General features: G+C 66.1%; 12 protein-coding genes and 1 tRNA gene. 9 read left to right on the plus strand and 4 right to left on the minus strand.

The window, feature by feature from the left end:
* Positions 1-171: 171 nt before the first annotated feature.
* On the plus strand, positions 172-732 hold the full coding sequence (locus tag ACI48I_RS05175) for a hypothetical protein (protein WP_193684879.1): 561 nt from the start codon (positions 172-174) through the stop codon (positions 730-732).
* Positions 733-821: 89 nt separating this feature from the next.
* Here ACI48I_RS05175 and ACI48I_RS05180 read toward each other — a convergent pair whose 3' ends face one another.
* Together ACI48I_RS05180 and ACI48I_RS05185 are read right to left on the minus strand one after the other, a co-directional pair.
* A complete protein-coding gene (locus ACI48I_RS05180) occupies positions 822-2,273 on the minus strand; it encodes a sensor histidine kinase (RefSeq protein WP_193684880.1) in 1,452 nt (483 codons plus the stop codon).
* 4 nt (positions 2,274-2,277) lie between these two features.
* Entirely contained in the window at positions 2,278-2,970 is a 693-nt protein-coding gene (locus ACI48I_RS05185; RefSeq protein ID WP_193684881.1) for a response regulator, read from the minus strand.
* Positions 2,971-3,139: 169 nt separating this feature from the next.
* Between ACI48I_RS05185 and ACI48I_RS05190 the strand changes: the two genes are divergently transcribed.
* From ACI48I_RS05190 to ACI48I_RS05225, 8 genes are all read left to right on the plus strand, one after another.
* Positions 3,140-4,201 (plus strand): porin, encoded by a 1,062-nt coding sequence (locus ACI48I_RS05190; RefSeq protein ID WP_193684882.1) that lies wholly within the window; start codon positions 3,140-3,142, stop codon positions 4,199-4,201.
* 24 nt (positions 4,202-4,225) lie between these two features.
* The gene (locus ACI48I_RS05195; protein ID WP_193684883.1) at positions 4,226-5,173 is read left to right on the plus strand and encodes a Bug family tripartite tricarboxylate transporter substrate binding protein; all 948 of its coding nucleotides are present in this window, start codon (positions 4,226-4,228) and stop codon (positions 5,171-5,173) included.
* A 27-nt stretch (positions 5,174-5,200) separates the two neighbouring features.
* Positions 5,201-6,301: an ABC transporter substrate-binding protein gene (locus tag ACI48I_RS05200; RefSeq protein ID WP_193684884.1), complete on the plus strand. Its 1,101-nt coding sequence runs from the start codon at positions 5,201-5,203 to the stop codon at positions 6,299-6,301.
* Between the two features lie 81 nt (positions 6,302-6,382).
* Positions 6,383-8,197 (plus strand): ABC transporter permease, encoded by a 1,815-nt coding sequence (locus tag ACI48I_RS05205; RefSeq protein ID WP_193684885.1) that lies wholly within the window; start codon positions 6,383-6,385, stop codon positions 8,195-8,197.
* A gap of 32 nt (positions 8,198-8,229) precedes the next feature.
* A complete protein-coding gene (locus ACI48I_RS05210; protein ID WP_498573532.1) occupies positions 8,230-9,294 on the plus strand; it encodes an ABC transporter ATP-binding protein in 1,065 nt (354 codons plus the stop codon).
* Positions 9,295-9,296: 2 nt separating this feature from the next.
* Positions 9,297-10,337, plus strand: a complete 1,041-nt coding sequence (locus ACI48I_RS05215) for an AbrB family transcriptional regulator (protein WP_498573533.1) — start codon at positions 9,297-9,299, stop codon at positions 10,335-10,337.
* A 176-nt stretch (positions 10,338-10,513) separates the two neighbouring features.
* Complete coding sequence (locus ACI48I_RS05220) at positions 10,514-12,400, plus strand: MFS transporter (protein WP_498573534.1); 1,887 nt, start codon at positions 10,514-10,516, stop codon at positions 12,398-12,400.
* 98 nt (positions 12,401-12,498) lie between these two features.
* Positions 12,499-12,575, plus strand: a tRNA-Pro gene (locus ACI48I_RS05225).
* Positions 12,576-12,625: 50 nt separating this feature from the next.
* Here ACI48I_RS05225 and ACI48I_RS05230 read toward each other — a convergent pair.
* Complete coding sequence (locus tag ACI48I_RS05230; protein ID WP_193684889.1) at positions 12,626-13,738, minus strand: glycosyltransferase family 9 protein; 1,113 nt, start codon at positions 13,736-13,738, stop codon at positions 12,626-12,628.
* On the minus strand, positions 13,731-14,294 hold the full coding sequence (locus ACI48I_RS05235; protein ID WP_498573535.1) for a D-glycero-alpha-D-manno-heptose-1,7-bisphosphate 7-phosphatase: 564 nt from the start codon (positions 14,292-14,294) through the stop codon (positions 13,731-13,733). The genes ACI48I_RS05230 and ACI48I_RS05235 overlap by 8 nt, the downstream gene beginning before the upstream one ends.
* Between the last annotated feature and the right edge of the window lies 1 nt (position 14,295).

Below are 14,295 nucleotides of genomic sequence, written 5' to 3' on the forward strand. Positions count from 1 at the left end.
GTCAAGGCCGCTTGCGGTGTCTCAACCGTGATGATCGGCAAGGTTTCCGGTCCATAGAGGAGCAGATCCTATGTCAAGCTGATCCGGTAGCGTAATGGCGTTGCTATCCTGCAATAGACGCAGCATAAGTGGTGCTATACACTCGTCACTTTCCACGAGGAAACTAGTTCGATGCGCCACTTCCTGCTCACCTTGAGTATCTCTTCATTCGCCCTGTGTGCCCATGCTGCGCCAAGCTGTCCGCAGGACCTGCTTCAGCTTCAAAACGGGGCGGCTACCCTGGCCTTGATCAAGTCCTTTCAGCCCCTGGTCCTCGAACAGACGAAGGAAGACAGCTGCAAGCCCAAGGCAATCAGTCATGTCGCGCTGAGCGCCCCGCTGTGCCTGTTTGCCGGAGAGCTGCCTGCGGCCGCCCTCGGCTTTCAGGCCCTGGCGGCGGACGATCACCTGATCAGCGCCCTGTATTTGCTGGACTATACGCCCGAGTCGCATGCCCGCCTGTTGGCACTGCTGCGCAAGGACTACGAGGAGATCGCGCCCGCCGATTACCCCGGCCGTTTCGCCAAGATGCCGGTCCATCAGGAACTGACGGCGCTGTTCAAATCGAAGGCCGCGTATGTAGCCCTCGTCAAGCCAAGTAAGGGAATGCCAGGGAACTGGGTTTCCGGGGTCCAGTTTATCGACGCCACGCATCTGGCCATCGCGACCCGGGACCTGAATTCGTGCGACTAGGAGCGGCTTCCCCGATTCCAAATCTTAACGAATCAATGACTTACGCAGGCGACGAGTAAAAGTTTTTTCACGGGCTACACTGGCTCGTCTCAGGCCGCCGAGGGACGTGCCGCCGGCAGCGCCACCAGCACTTTCAGGCCGCCACCGTCCGCCGTCTCCAGGCTGACCGTGCCCCGGTGCAGGGCCACGATGTCGCGCACGATCGCCAGCCCCAGTCCGGTGCCGCCGGGATTGATTTCCAGCGCCGCCGCAGCGCGGTAGAAGGGCGCGAACACCTTGTCGCGCTCGGCCTCCGGGACCCCGGGGCCGCTGTCGGCCACTTCCAGCACCACCTGATCCTCCTGCGGCGCCACCCGCAGCAGCACCGTGCCGCCGACCGGCGTGTAGCGGATCGCGTTGTCGACCAGGTTGCTCACCAGTTCGTGCAGCAGCAGCGCCTGGCCCTTGACCCAGGCCTCGTCGGGCGCGTCGAGCGAGAGGTCGATCGATTTCTGCACCGCCGGCAGGGCCAGTTCCAGCCCGACCTGGCGCACCACGTCGGGCAGCGCGACCGGCATCATCGCCGCGCTGTCGCCGCCGTGCTCGATGCGCGCCACGCTCAGGAGGCGGTTCGCCAGGTGCACGGTGGAGTCGGTGGTGGCGGCGATCGAGCGCACGATCTCGCGCATCGCCACCGGGTCGTTCTCGCGCAGCGCCAGTTCGGCCTGGGTTTTCAGGACGGTGAGCGGGGTGCGCAGCTGGTGCGAGGCGTCGGCGATGAAGCGGCGCTGGCCGGCGATCAGCTGCTGCAGCCGTCCCATCGCGCCGTTCATCGCGTCCACCAGGGGCCGCACCTCGCGGTGCACCAGCGCCTGGTCGACGTTCGACAGGTCCGACAGCGGCCGCGTCTCGACCTCGTTCTTCAGGCGCATCAGCGGCTGCAGCACCAGGCGCACGGCAAACCAGACCAGGGTCGCCACCGCCAGCACCAGCACCGCCTGGCGCGCCAGGGTGTTCAGCAGGATGCGGCGCGACAGCGCGCGCCGCGCGTCGAGCGTCTCGCCGACCTGGATCAGCGCGATGCCGCGCATCGAATCGTCGTAGACCGGCTGCAGCAGGGCGGCGATGCGCACCGGCTCGCCGTTGTAATCGGCCTGGTAGAAGCGCACCAGCGCCGGATACAGCTCGGAGCGGGGAACATTCGCCGGCACCGGCGGCAAATCGGCATAGCCCGACACGGTCTCGCCGCGCAGGCCCGTCACGCGGTAGAAGATGCGGCCCAGGGTGTCGGTCTCGAAGCTGTCGAGCGCCACATACGGCACGTCGGCCACCACCTTGCCGTCGCGGACCGAGACCCGCTCGGCAAGCGCGCGCGTGGACGCCAGCAGTGAGCGGTCGTAGGCGATGTCGGCCGCCTCCAGCGCATCGCGGTAGAGCGAGACCGAGTTGACCGCGACCAGCGCCAGCAGCGGCACCAGCAGCCAGCGCAGCAGCTGGCCGCGCAGGCTGCCGAGCGGCGCGTGGCCGCCGGCGAAGCGTTTCAAACCCGCGAACGCCGGCATCGGGTCAGGACGCGTTCTTCGGCTGCAGCAGGTAGCCGATGCCGCGCAGCGTGGCGATCGCGGCGCCGCCCTCCGGCCGCTTGTCGAGCTTCTTGCGCACCCGGTGGATGTAGAGCTCGATGGCGTCGATGTTGGCGTCGTCGTCGAGCGCGAACACCTCGTCGAACAGCTTTTCCTTCGACACCGCGCGACCCTGGCGTGCGATCAGGGTTTCCAGCACCGCGTGTTCGCGCGGCGTCAGCGCCAGCGGCTCGCCGCAATAGGTGAACATGCGCGTCACCGTGTCGAAGCTGAGCGCACCGCACTGGTGCACCAGCGCCTCGTTGCCGACGCTGCGCCGCAGCAGCGCCTTGACGCGCGCTTCCAGCTCAGCCAGTTCGAAGGGCTTGGGCAGGTAGTCGTCCGCGCCCAGGTTCAGTCCCTGCACCTTTTCCTCCAGCCCGCCGCGCGCGGTCAGGATCAGCACCGGCGTCTTGCCGCGCGCGCCGCCGCGTGCGCGCAGGCGGCGCAGCACGTCCAGCCCGTCCATCTTCGGCAGGGTCAGGTCGAGGATCACCAGCGCATAGTCCTGGGTGTGCAGGAGGGCGTCGGCATCGGCGCCGTTGGCGGCGCATTCGACGGTGAGGTTGGCGTCGCGCAGGGCTTTCGATACCCAGTGCGACAGCTCGACATGGTCTTCAACTAACAGTATTCGCATGGCGCCAAGTGTAAGCGCAAAGCGCGCGCGGCGGCCAGCATCTCGCTCATCCCGCCGCACATGCACCACGCATTGCACCAGGCTGGTGCCGGTTGAAAGCGAAATGAAAGGAAAGCGCACATATAGTGAACATGCAGGTCAAAAACATAACGACAATCTTGGAGATAGCATGAAAAAATCCGCGCTTTCGCTCGCCGTCCTGGCAGCGCTTTCCCTCGGTGGCACCGCCCACGCCCAAACCAGCGTCCAGGTCTATGGCCTGATCGACGCGGGCGTCGAGTACCTGAACCACGCCAACGCCGCCGGCGACAGCGTCGTGAAAGTGGTCTCGGGCGGGAAGAACACCTCGCGCTGGGGATTCCGCGGCAGCGAAGACCTGGGTAACGGCACCAAGGCCGTCTTCGGCCTCGAAGGCGGCATCCTGATGGACACCGGCGCCGCCGACGGCGCGCTGTTCAAGCGCCAGGCCTATGTCGGCCTCGAAGGCGCCTACGGCCGCGCCGTCATCGGCCGTTCGTTCACCACGGTCTACGACTTCGTCATCAAGTACGACCCGATGGGCTTTGCACCGAACTACTCGTGGGCCACCTCGGGCGCCGCCACCGGCCCGTCGAAATACGGCATGACCACCGCCTTCGATAACCTCATCAAATACTCCGGCACCACCGGCGAATTCAGCTACGGCGCCACCATCGGCCTGGGCGAACAGCCGGGCAGCAGCGCCGACGCGCGCAAATATGCCGTCGCAACGGCCTGGAACCACGGTGGACTGGGCCTGATGGCTGCCTTCGAGCAGGTCAACGGCACCACGGTCGCCGCCACCGGCCGCCGCGACGAAAACCGCGTCTTCCACGTCGCCGGCACCTACAAGGCAGGCAACTTCCAGTACTTCGCCGCCATGCGCGGCTACAAGCTGGAAGCCGGCCGCGCAGCGACCGCGGACGTGCGCGCCGACACCTACTGGGGCGGCATCGTCGACACCATCGGCAAGGTCACCCTGACCGGCGCCGTCTACCACGTCAACGTCAAGAACGTGGCGGCCAATGCCGACGCCGATCCGACCATGTATGTCGCCCGCGGCATGTATGCGCTGTCCAAGCGTACCGACCTGTACCTGGCGGCGGCCCACGTGAACGGCAAGCACAACCAGCTGGTGGGCCTGTCGCGCGACGACGCCGGTTTCGGCACCTCGCAGACCGGCGTCACCGCAGGCATCCAGCACCGCTTCTAAACCTCCAGCCGCCCCGAGGCAGCCATGATGCGTACGTTCGTGACGCTGATCCTTGCCGCCTGTGCCCTCCCGGTGCAGGCGTTCGAGGCCGAGTGCATCGTTCCGTCGAAACCGGGCGGGGCGATGGACCTGACCTGCAAGCTGGCGCAAAAGGCCCTCGCCACGGCGGGCGGCCCGCGCGTCAGGCTGAGCTACATGCCGGGCGGAATCGGCGCCGTCGCCTGGCACACGCTGGTGTCGCAGCGGCGCGCGGAGCCGGACACGCTGGTCGCCTTTTCCGGCGGCTCGCTGCTCAATCTCGCGCAGGGCAAGTTCGGCAAGGCCAAGGCGGGCGACGTGCGCTGGGTCGCCGCCATCGGCGCCGACTACGGCATGATCGCCGTGCGCGCCGACTCGCCGTACCACACCCTGCGCGAACTGTTCGACGCCATCCGGAGCGATCCGCAGAAAGTGGTGATCGCCGTTTCGGGCACCATCGGCAGCCAGGACTGGGTCAAGATGGCGCTGCTGGCGCAGCATGCCGGTATCGACCCGAAGCGGCTGCGCTTCGTGGCCCTCGAGGGCGGCGGCGAAAGCTTCACCGCCATGGGCGCGGGCTTCGTGCAGGTGGTCTCGGGCGACGCCTCCGAGGCCGGGCTGTACGCAGGCGGGAACGTGCGCATCCTCGCGGTGCTGGCCGAGAAGCGCCTGCCCGGCGTACTGAAGGACGTGCCGACCGCGCGCGAGCAGGGCATCGACGTCGTCTGGCCCCTGATCCGCGGCGTATGGATGGGGCCGGCCGTATCGGACGCCGACTACCGCCGCTGGGTGGCCGCTTTCGAACGCATGGAAGCCGCGCCCGATTTTGCGCGCCTGCGGGCCGAGGCTGGCCTGTATCCGTTCTCGATGACCGGCGACGCCCTGACACGACACATCAAACAGGCAGTAACCGACTATAACCGGCAAGCCGAGCAATTCCACCTCGTGCGCTAGCCGGACCAGACCACCAAGGAGACACACATGAAAACCACGAAAACCCTGATCGCCGCCGCCATCGCCGCAACCACCGTCAGCTTCGCCATCCCGGCGCTGGCCCAGATGCCGGCCGGCTACCCGGCGGCCTACAAGCAGATCGTCGACGCGGCCAAGAAAGAAGGCAAGCTGGTGATCTACGGCGCGACCGACAGCAAGGCTGCGCAGCCCCTGATCAAGGACTTCAACGCGCTGTACCCGGGCATCACCGTCGAGTACAACGACATGAACTCGACCGAAGTCTACAACCGCTTCATCTCGGAAGTGGCGGCCGGCGGCGGTACCGCCGACGTCCTGTGGTCCTCGGCGATGGACCTGCAGATCAAGCTGGCCGCCGGCGGCTATGCGCTGCCTTACCACTCGGTCGAAGCAGGCAAGATCCCGGGCTGGGCGGTGTGGAAGGACATGGCCTACGGCACCACCTTCGAGCCGGCCGCGATCGTCTACAACAAGCGCCTGGTGAGCGAGGCTGAAGTGCCGAAGACGCACGCCGAATTCGCCAAGCTGATCGTGCAGCCGAAGTTCCAGGACAAGGTCACCAGCTACGACATCGAGAAGTCGGGCGTCGGCTTCATGTTCATGACCCAGGACGCACAGGACTACAAGGACTTCGCGGCCCTGCAGCAGGCCTTCGGCACCGCGAAACTGCGCGTGCAGTCCTCGACCGGCACCATGCTCGAGCGGATCTCGTCGGGTGAAAACCTGATCGGCTACAACGTGCTCGGCTCCTACGCCCTGGTGCGCGCCAAGACCGACCCGTCGCTGGGCGTGGTGCTGCCGAAGGACTACACGCTGATCATGTCGCGCGTCCAGTTCATCAACAAGACCGCGAAGAACGTCAACGCCGCCAAGCTGTGGATGGATTACCTGCTGTCGCAGCGCGGCCAGACCATCATCGCCAACGACTCGAAACTGTTCGCGATCCGCAGCGACGTCAAGGGCGAGACCACCTCGACCGAACTGATCGAACAGGTTGGCGAGAAGAACATCAAGCCGATCCCGGTCGGTCCACAGGTGTTGCAATACCTGGAGCCTGCCAAGCGCATGGCCTTCCTGAAGAACTGGAAGGACACCGCCGGCAAGAAGTGATACAAGGGGAGGGCGGGCCGCGAGGCCCGTCTTCTCCCCGATTCTCTGCTTTGCCTGTTTCTTCTCTGATCGGATCTTCCCATGTCTACTGTCTCCCTGCCCGGCGCCCAAGCGACCCCGGACGGCGCCGCCGCATTGCCGGCCGCGCGCGGCAAGCGCCTGAACTGGCCGCGCGGCCTGGTCGTCGCGCTGACCGTCATCGCCGTCTTCGTCCCGCTGTTCCTCATTTTCTACCAGAGCGTCCTGACCGCGCCTTTCTTCATGCCGGATAAAGCGCTGGGCCTGGACGCGTTCCGCTTCATCTTCGACGATCCCGACTTCGTCGTCGCCTTCCGCAACGGCCTGATCCTGGCTGCCGGCCTGGCCGCGATCGCGGTTCCCCTCGGCGGCATCCTCGCCTTCCTGATGGTGCGCACCGACCTGCCGGGCCGCGGCTGGATCGCGCCCGTGCTGCTGGTGCCGATCTTCGTCTCGCCGATGGTGATGGGCTTCGGCTACGTGGTCTCGATGGGACCGGTGGGCTTCTATTCGGTCTGGATGAAAAACCTCATCGGCTTCGTGCCCTGGAACGTGTATTCCTTCGCCAGCATCGTCGTCATCGCCGGCCTGACCCACGTGCCGCATGTGTATCTCTACGCCTCCTCGGCCCTGAAGAGCCTGGGTTCCGACGTCGAGGAAGCGGCGCGCGTCTCGGGCGCCTCGCCGCTGCAGGTGATGATCAACGTCTCGCTGCCGATGATCATGCCGGCCCTGGCCTATGCCGGCGTGCTGGTGTTCTTCCTCGGCTTCGAAGTATTCGGCCTGGTGCTGGTGCTGGGCGATCCGGAAGGCCACCTGGTGCTGCCGACCTACCTGTACAAGCTGACCAACAAACTCGGTACGCCTTCCTACCACCTGATGGCCGCCGTCGCCGTCTGCCTGGTGGCGGTGACGATGCCGCTGGTGATGCTGCAGCGCCGCCTGCTCAAATCCGCCAACAAATACGTCTCGATCAAGGGCAAGGGCGCACGCCAGAAGCCGATGGCCCTGGGCCGCTGGAAGTGGCTGGCGCTGGCGCTGCTGGCCAGCTGGGTGGCGATCACGGTCGTGCTGCCGCTGACCGGCATCGTGCTGCGCTCGTTTGTCCAGTACTGGGGCGAGGGCGTGCACCTGGCCGATGTGCTGACCCTGCAGCACTTCCGCGACATCTGGGAACAGCCTTCGCTGATGCGCGGCATCCTGAATACGGTGCTGATCGGCGTGATCGGCGGCGCGCTGGCCGTGGTCTGCTACACCGCCATCGCGCTGGCCATGCACAGGAAGCCCGACGGCATCACCCGCCTGCTCGACTACAGCGTGCTGGTGCCGCGTGCGATTCCGGGCCTGCTGGCCGGCCTCTCCTTCCTGTGGGTCTTCCTGTTCGTGCCGAGCTGGCTCGACGGCCTGCTGCACATGATGGACAACCCGGTGGCCGCCTGGCTGTCGGAACACCTGATTCCGCAACTGCGCGCATTGCGCTCGACGATCTTCGCGCTGTGGCTGGCCTACTCGGTGGTCTGGCTGGCCTACGGCATGCGCCTGATCTCGACCGCGCTGCTGCAGGTCGGACCGGAACTGGAAGAAGCGGCGCGCGCCGTCGGCGCCAGCCGCGGCCGCGTCACCCGCGACGTCACGCTCCCGCTGATCAAGTACGGCGTGCTGGGCGGCTGGCTGATGGTGTTCCTGATCTTCGAACGCGAATACTCGACTGGCGTGTACCTGCTCTCGCCGGGCACCGAAGTGATCGGCGCGATGCTGGTGTCGCTGTGGGCCGGCGGTTCGACCGACCTGGTGGCGGCGCTCTCGTTCATCAACATCACGCTGGTCGCGATCGGCCTGGGCATTGCGCTGCGCTTCGGCGTCAAGCTGCACAATTAAGTTGTAAAATTAACTATATACGAGACATGACCATGAACGTTTTGACCGTCAACGACCTGCACCTCGACTACGGCAGCGGCGCCAGCGCGAACCCGATCCTGAAGGGGGTGTCGATGCACCTGAAACGCGGCGAAGTGGTGGCCCTGCTGGGCCCTTCGGGCAGCGGCAAGACCACGCTGCTGCGCGCCGTCGCCGGCCTGGAAAGCCCGCGCCAGGGCACGATCGACATCGGCGAACGGCGCGTGTTCGACGGTGCCCGCAACCACGAGCAGCCGGCCGAAGAGCGCAACCTGGGCCTGGTGTTCCAGTCCTATGCGCTGTGGCCGCACAAGACCGTGTTCGACAACGTCGCCTACGGCCTCAAGCTGCGCAAGACCGGCAAGGCCGAGATCGAGGCCAAGGTGAACGAAGTGCTGACCCAGCTCGGCCTCGGCCACCTCGGCAAGCGCTATCCGCACGAACTGTCGGGCGGCCAGCAGCAGCGCGTGGCGATCGCCAGGGCCCTGGTCTACAACCCGCCGGTGATCCTGCTCGACGAGCCGCTCTCGAACCTGGACGCCAAGCTGCGCGAGGAAGCGCGCGTCTTCCTGCGCGAGCTGATCCTGCGCCTGAACCTGTCGGCGCTGATGGTGACCCACGACCAGAACGAGGCGATGGCGATTGCCGACCGCATCCTGCTTCTGAATAACGGCAGGATCGAGCAGGAAGGCACGCCGCAGAGCATGTACGAAACGCCGGACACCCTGTTCACCGCCGAATTCATGGGCAGTAACAACCGCCTGCCGGCCAAGGTCATCAAGCGCAACGGCGGGAGCGTGGAGCTCAAGATCGAGGGCATCGACCTGCACGGCAGCGCGCGCGGCGCCAACGTGAGCACCGACGTGTCGACCCTGATCCGGGTGGAAGACGTCAAGATCAGCCGCGAGCGCGTCGGCAACGGCGTGCAGCTGCCGCTGGTGACGAGCATGTACCTGGGCGACCGCTGGGAATGCCTGTTCAAGGCCGGCGACACCAGCGTGCGCGCCTACTCGCGCCAGCGCGTCGATCCGGGTGCCTACTGGCTCGAGATGCCGCCGGAGAAGCTCTGGGTATTCTGACCTTGAAGGTGTGGCGCAGCTTCGGCCCGGCATTGCTGCTGGCGCTGGCGGCTGCGCAGTTGTGCCTCTGGCTCGACACGCCGCTGCCGTGGATGATCGGGCCGCTGCTCTCGACAGCTTGTGCCTGCATGCTCGGCGCGCGCCTCGGTGCCCCGGTGCAGGCGCGCGAAGCCGGGCAGTGGGCGATCGGCACCACGCTCGGCCTGTATTTCAGCGCGCCGGTGCTGGCGGTGCTGGCCCGTTACGCGGGCTGGATCGTGCTCGCCGTGGCCTTTGCCATCCTGCTCGGCGTGGCCGGCGGCTGGATGCTGCGGCGCCTCTCCGGCACCGACGGCACCACGGCCTTCTTCGCGATGGCCGTCGGCGGCGCGTCCGAAATGGCGGTGCAGGGCGAACGCCACGGCGCACTGGTCGACCGCGTCGCCGCCGCGCACAGCCTGCGCATCATGATGGTGGTCGTTACCATTCCCTTCGCGCTGCGCTGGTGGAGCACTCATGGCAACGCTCCTGGCCACGACCTGTTCGTGCCCCTTGCGAGTGTGGTCAGCTATCCTGGGCTGGCCGTGCTGGTGCTGCTGACCAGCATCGGCGCGCTGCTGCTGAAACGCCTCGGCATACCGAACGCCTGGGTGATCGGCCCGTTGATGCTGGCGATGATGTTGACCGCCTCCGGCATCCAGTTGTCGCGCCTTCCCGAATGGATGGTCCGTGGCGGCCAGCTGCTGATCGGCGTGTCGCTCGGCACCCGCTTCACCCGGACCTTCGTCCACACCGCGCCGCGCTACCTGGCCAGCGTCGCCGCCTGTACCGTCGTCATGCTGCTGCTGGCGGCGGGCTTCGCGCTGGCGCTGGCACAGATGGCCGGCATCCATCCCGGTACCGCCATCCTCGCGTCTTCCCCGGGCGGGATCGCCGAGATGTCGCTTACCGCGCGCGTGCTGCACCTGGGCGTGCCGATCGTTACCGCCTTCCACGTCACGCGCATGGTGACGGTGGTGCTGGCGATCGGGCCCTTGTTCCGCCTGTTTGACCGCCTGCGCTAAGCACTTGCTCGACATCAAAAAGAATCGATACGCTGGCCTGACGGCATCGCCTGGCGATACCTGGAAGGCTAGTATCGCTACTGTATTGCTTCTCGGTAAATAGCTATATCCAAGCCCGGCCGGGTGTTGTAGATTACATACCGCCTGGCACCACCGCCTGCTTAACGAGACCTTGCATGAGCCAATCGAGCCAATTTTCCCTGTTGTCGCAACGCCGGTTCGCGCCTTTTTTCTGGACCCAGTTCCTCGGCGCCTTCAACGACAACCTGTTCAAGACCGCCTTGCTGGTGGCCCTGACCTATGACGCGCTGTCCTGGACCACCATTGCTCCGGGCCTGCTGAACAACCTGATTCCCGGCCTGTTCATCCTGCCCTATGTGCTGTTTTCCGCCACCGCCGGCCAGATCGCAGACAAGGTCGAGAAGGGGAAACTGGCGCGCTTCGTCAAGCTGCTCGAGGTCGGCATCATGCTGGTCGCCTGCCTCGGCTGGATGACGCATACCCTGTGGCTGCTGATCGCGGCCGTGGTCGGCATGGGCGTGCATTCGACCCTGTTCGGGCCGGTGAAATACGCCTACCTGCCGCAGCACCTGAAACCGGAGGAACTGGTCGGCGGCAATGGCGTGATCGAGATGGGTACGTTCGTGGGCATCCTGCTGGGAGAGGTGGCCGGCGCCCTGCTGGTCGCCCACAAACCCTTCGGCATCGAACTTGTCGCGGGCGCCAGCCTGCTGATGGCGCTGCTGGGCCTGGCGGCCAGCTGGCGCATCCCGGCGTCCCAGGCGCCCGCGCCGGAACTGAAGATCAACCATAATTTCCTTACCGAATCGGTGCGCAACCTGCGCTTCTCGAGCCAGAACCGCACGGTATTCCTGTCGATGCTCGGCAATTCCTGGTTCTGGTTCTACGGCGCCCTGGTGCTGTCGCAGTTTCCCGTGTATGCCAAGGATTACCTGCACGGCGACCACAGCGTCTTCGTGCTGCTGCTGACCGTGTTTTCGCTGGGCATCGGCATCGGTTCGCTGCTGTGCGAAAAGCTCTCCGGACGCAAGGTCGAGATCGGCCTCGTGCCCTTCGGTTCGATCGGCCTGTCGCTGTTCGGCATCGACCTGTATTTCGCCAGCCTGGCCTACACGAATACGGCGACGGTCGACGCCTTTGCGCTGCTGGCGCTGCCCGGCAGCCTGCGCATCCTGGCCGACCTGGTGCTGATCGGCGTGTTCGGCGGCTTTTTCATCGTGCCGCTGTTTGCGCTGATCCAGACCCGCTGCGACCCGAAACACGTTTCGCGCACGATTGCCGGCATGAACATCCTGAACGCGCTGTTCATGGTCGCGGCCGCCGGGGTGGCGATCGTCCTGCTGGGGCAGGGCTTCTCGATTCCGCAAATGTTCCTCGTCACGGCCCTGCTGAACGCGCTGGTCGCCATCTACATCTTCTCGCTGGTGCCTGAATTCCTGATGCGCTTCCTGGCCTGGCTCCTGATCCACACGATCCACCGCGTGGCCACCGTCGACGTCGAGCGCATCCCCGACGAGGGGCCGGCGGTGCTGGTCTGCAACCATGTCAGCTATGTCGACGCCATCGTCATCGGCGCCGCCAGCCCGCGCCCGATCCGCTTCGTGATGGACCACCGCATCTTTAACATGCCGCTGCTGGGCTGGATCTTCCGTACCGCGAAGGCGATCCCGATTGCCCCGGCCAAGGAAGATCCCTTCCTGATGGAGCGCGCCTTCATCGACATCGCCGAGGCCCTGCACCAGGGCGACCTGGTCTGCATCTTCCCCGAAGGTAAGCTGACCTCGACCGGCGAGATCAACGAATTCCGCGGCGGCGTCGCGAAAATCGTCGAGCGCAGCAAGGTGCCGGTGATTCCGATGGCCCTGCGCGGACTCTGGGGCAGCGTGTTCACCCGCGATCCGGGCAACCTGTTCGAGCGCTCCTTCGCGCGCGGCTGGCGTTCGAAACTGGCCCTGGCTGTCGGCGTGCCGGTGGCGCCGCAGGAAGCGACGCCGGAATACCTGTACGAGCAGGTCCGGGTGCTGCGCGGGGAGTGGAAATAGGGACCATTTGATCCGGATCCTGCGCAGGCCGGAAACTTGCTATTGGCATCACAAAAACCTGACAAAATTTCTGGCTCGGGTATAATTGCGGGCTAAGTCGGGGCGTAGCGCAGCCTGGTAGCGTACGTGCATGGGGTGCACGGGGTCGGAGGTTCGAATCCTCTCGCCCCGACCAAGAGAATCAATCGGAAAGGCCAGTCTTCGGACTGGCCTTTTTCGTTTTGGTTACCCTGGCGCCAGCTCCCTGTTCCTGTATTTCTCGGTCTGCCTGAGCAGGCTGCAGACCGCATCGGCCACCTCGCTCGGCGCCAGTTTTTCCATGCAATCGTGATGCCCTTCGGGACAGACGCTGCGGTGGCAGTTGCGGCAGGCGACGTCGTGGTTCAGCACGCGGCTGGGCACGCGCCAGGGTGTGTGCTGCAAATTGGTCAGCGCATACAGGTCGACCACCGGCGTGCCGACCGCGGCCGCGATGTGAGCAGGGCCCGTGTTGTTGCTGACCACGAGCGAAGCCTGCGCCAGCAGGGCGCCCAGTTCGCCGATGCCGAGCTGGCCCGCCAGCGACAGGACGCGGGCGCCGGGCGGGACGCCGATGGCGTCGATCAGCGCCATTTCATGGGCGCCGCCGGTCAGCACCAGCGGACAGCCGATGCGCTCGCTTAAGTTCTGGATCAGGGTCTTCCAGTGACGCTGCGGATAGCGCCTTGCCGGGGCGCTGGCGCCGGGATGCAGCGCCAGCCAGCGCTCTCCCGGATCGATGCCGGCCAGGCGCAGGCGCTCACGCACGGCAGCCGTGTCCTGCGCAGTGGGAAGGAAGGACAGCCGTTCGTCCGCGATCTCGGCGCCGAGGTGGCGCACCAGGTCGAGCTGGCGCTGCACCTCATGGCGCATCATGGCGCCCGGTTCGGGGTCGGCGATCCAGTCGGTCAGCAGCTGGTAGGGCTTTTCGCGGCAATAGGCCGCGCGCAGGGGAATCCCGGCCAGCTGGCACAGCAGGGCCGCGGGCAGGGCGCTCTGGCTGTAGCAGGTAAAAATGACGGCGCCGTCGAAGCGGTGCGCGGCCAGCCGGGCGATCCAGTCGAGGTGCAGCGCCGGCGGATCGGCCGCGCTGCTCTTCATCCAAGGCGCTTCATAGGCGAGCACGGCGTCGACGTCCGGCAGGTGCGGGCCAAGCGCGGCACCGGCCGGCGAAGTCAGCAGGGTCAGCCGCCGCTCGGGGCATTGCGCGCGCAGGGCGCGCATCGCCGGCGTGCACATCAGCACGTCGCCGAGCGAATCGAGCCGCACGCACAGCAGGTGGGCCGCGTCGTTCCAATGTTTAGTGTTGGACCTAAGCATGGTCGTCGTGGCCGGCGATCAGGACGGCGGCCGCGTACAGGTCGAGTGCCATGCGGGTGGGGATGCGGCGCGGTCCGAGCGGCCATTCGGTTTCGTTGCCGTTGTCGAGCAGGACGGTGCGGCAGCCGGCGCGGTTGCCCGCCTCGACATCGTGCAGGATGTCGCCGATCATCCAGGAAGCGCGCAGGTCGATGCCGTGCTCGGCGGCCGCCTTGAGCAGCAGGCCGGGGAGGGGCTTGCGGCAATGGCAGGCGATGGAATAGGGCGCGACCGTGCCGCGCGGATCGTGTGGGCAGTAATAAAAGCCGTCGAGGCTGAGGTTTTCGCGAAACAGCAGGTCGGCCAGGCGGTCGGACACCAGACCCATTGCGTCTTCCGGGAAGCGCCCCAGGGCAATGCCTCCCTGGTTGCTGACGACGAAAAAGCGATAGTCGAGCCGGGCGAGCAGGCGCAGGGCAGGGCCGGCTCCGCTGCTGAGCCGGATGCGGCGCGGTTCCACGTTGTAGGGCACGTTGTCGACCAGCGTGCCGTCCTTGTCGAGAAAGATCGCTTTCATG

This window comes from Massilia sp. LXY-5 (genome assembly GCF_059801075.1).

Coding starts and splice junctions, on each gene's coding strand:
- ACI48I_RS05175 (WP_193684879.1), top strand. CDS start 172: ATGCGCCACTTCCTGCTCACCTTGAGTATCTCTTCATTCGCCCTGTGT.
- ACI48I_RS05180 (WP_193684880.1), bottom strand. CDS start 2,273: ATGCCGGCGTTCGCGGGTTTGAAACGCTTCGCCGGCGGCCACGCGCCG.
- ACI48I_RS05185 (WP_193684881.1), bottom strand. CDS start 2,970: ATGCGAATACTGTTAGTTGAAGACCATGTCGAGCTGTCGCACTGGGTA.
- ACI48I_RS05190 (WP_193684882.1), top strand. CDS start 3,140: ATGAAAAAATCCGCGCTTTCGCTCGCCGTCCTGGCAGCGCTTTCCCTC.
- ACI48I_RS05195 (WP_193684883.1), top strand. CDS start 4,226: ATGATGCGTACGTTCGTGACGCTGATCCTTGCCGCCTGTGCCCTCCCG.
- ACI48I_RS05200 (WP_193684884.1), top strand. CDS start 5,201: ATGAAAACCACGAAAACCCTGATCGCCGCCGCCATCGCCGCAACCACC.
- ACI48I_RS05205 (WP_193684885.1), top strand. CDS start 6,383: ATGTCTACTGTCTCCCTGCCCGGCGCCCAAGCGACCCCGGACGGCGCC.
- ACI48I_RS05210 (WP_498573532.1), top strand. CDS start 8,230: ATGAACGTTTTGACCGTCAACGACCTGCACCTCGACTACGGCAGCGGC.
- ACI48I_RS05220 (WP_498573534.1), top strand. CDS start 10,514: ATGAGCCAATCGAGCCAATTTTCCCTGTTGTCGCAACGCCGGTTCGCG.
- ACI48I_RS05230 (WP_193684889.1), bottom strand. CDS start 13,738: ATGCTTAGGTCCAACACTAAACATTGGAACGACGCGGCCCACCTGCTG.
- ACI48I_RS05235 (WP_498573535.1), bottom strand. CDS start 14,294: ATGAAAGCGATCTTTCTCGACAAGGACGGCACGCTGGTCGACAACGTG.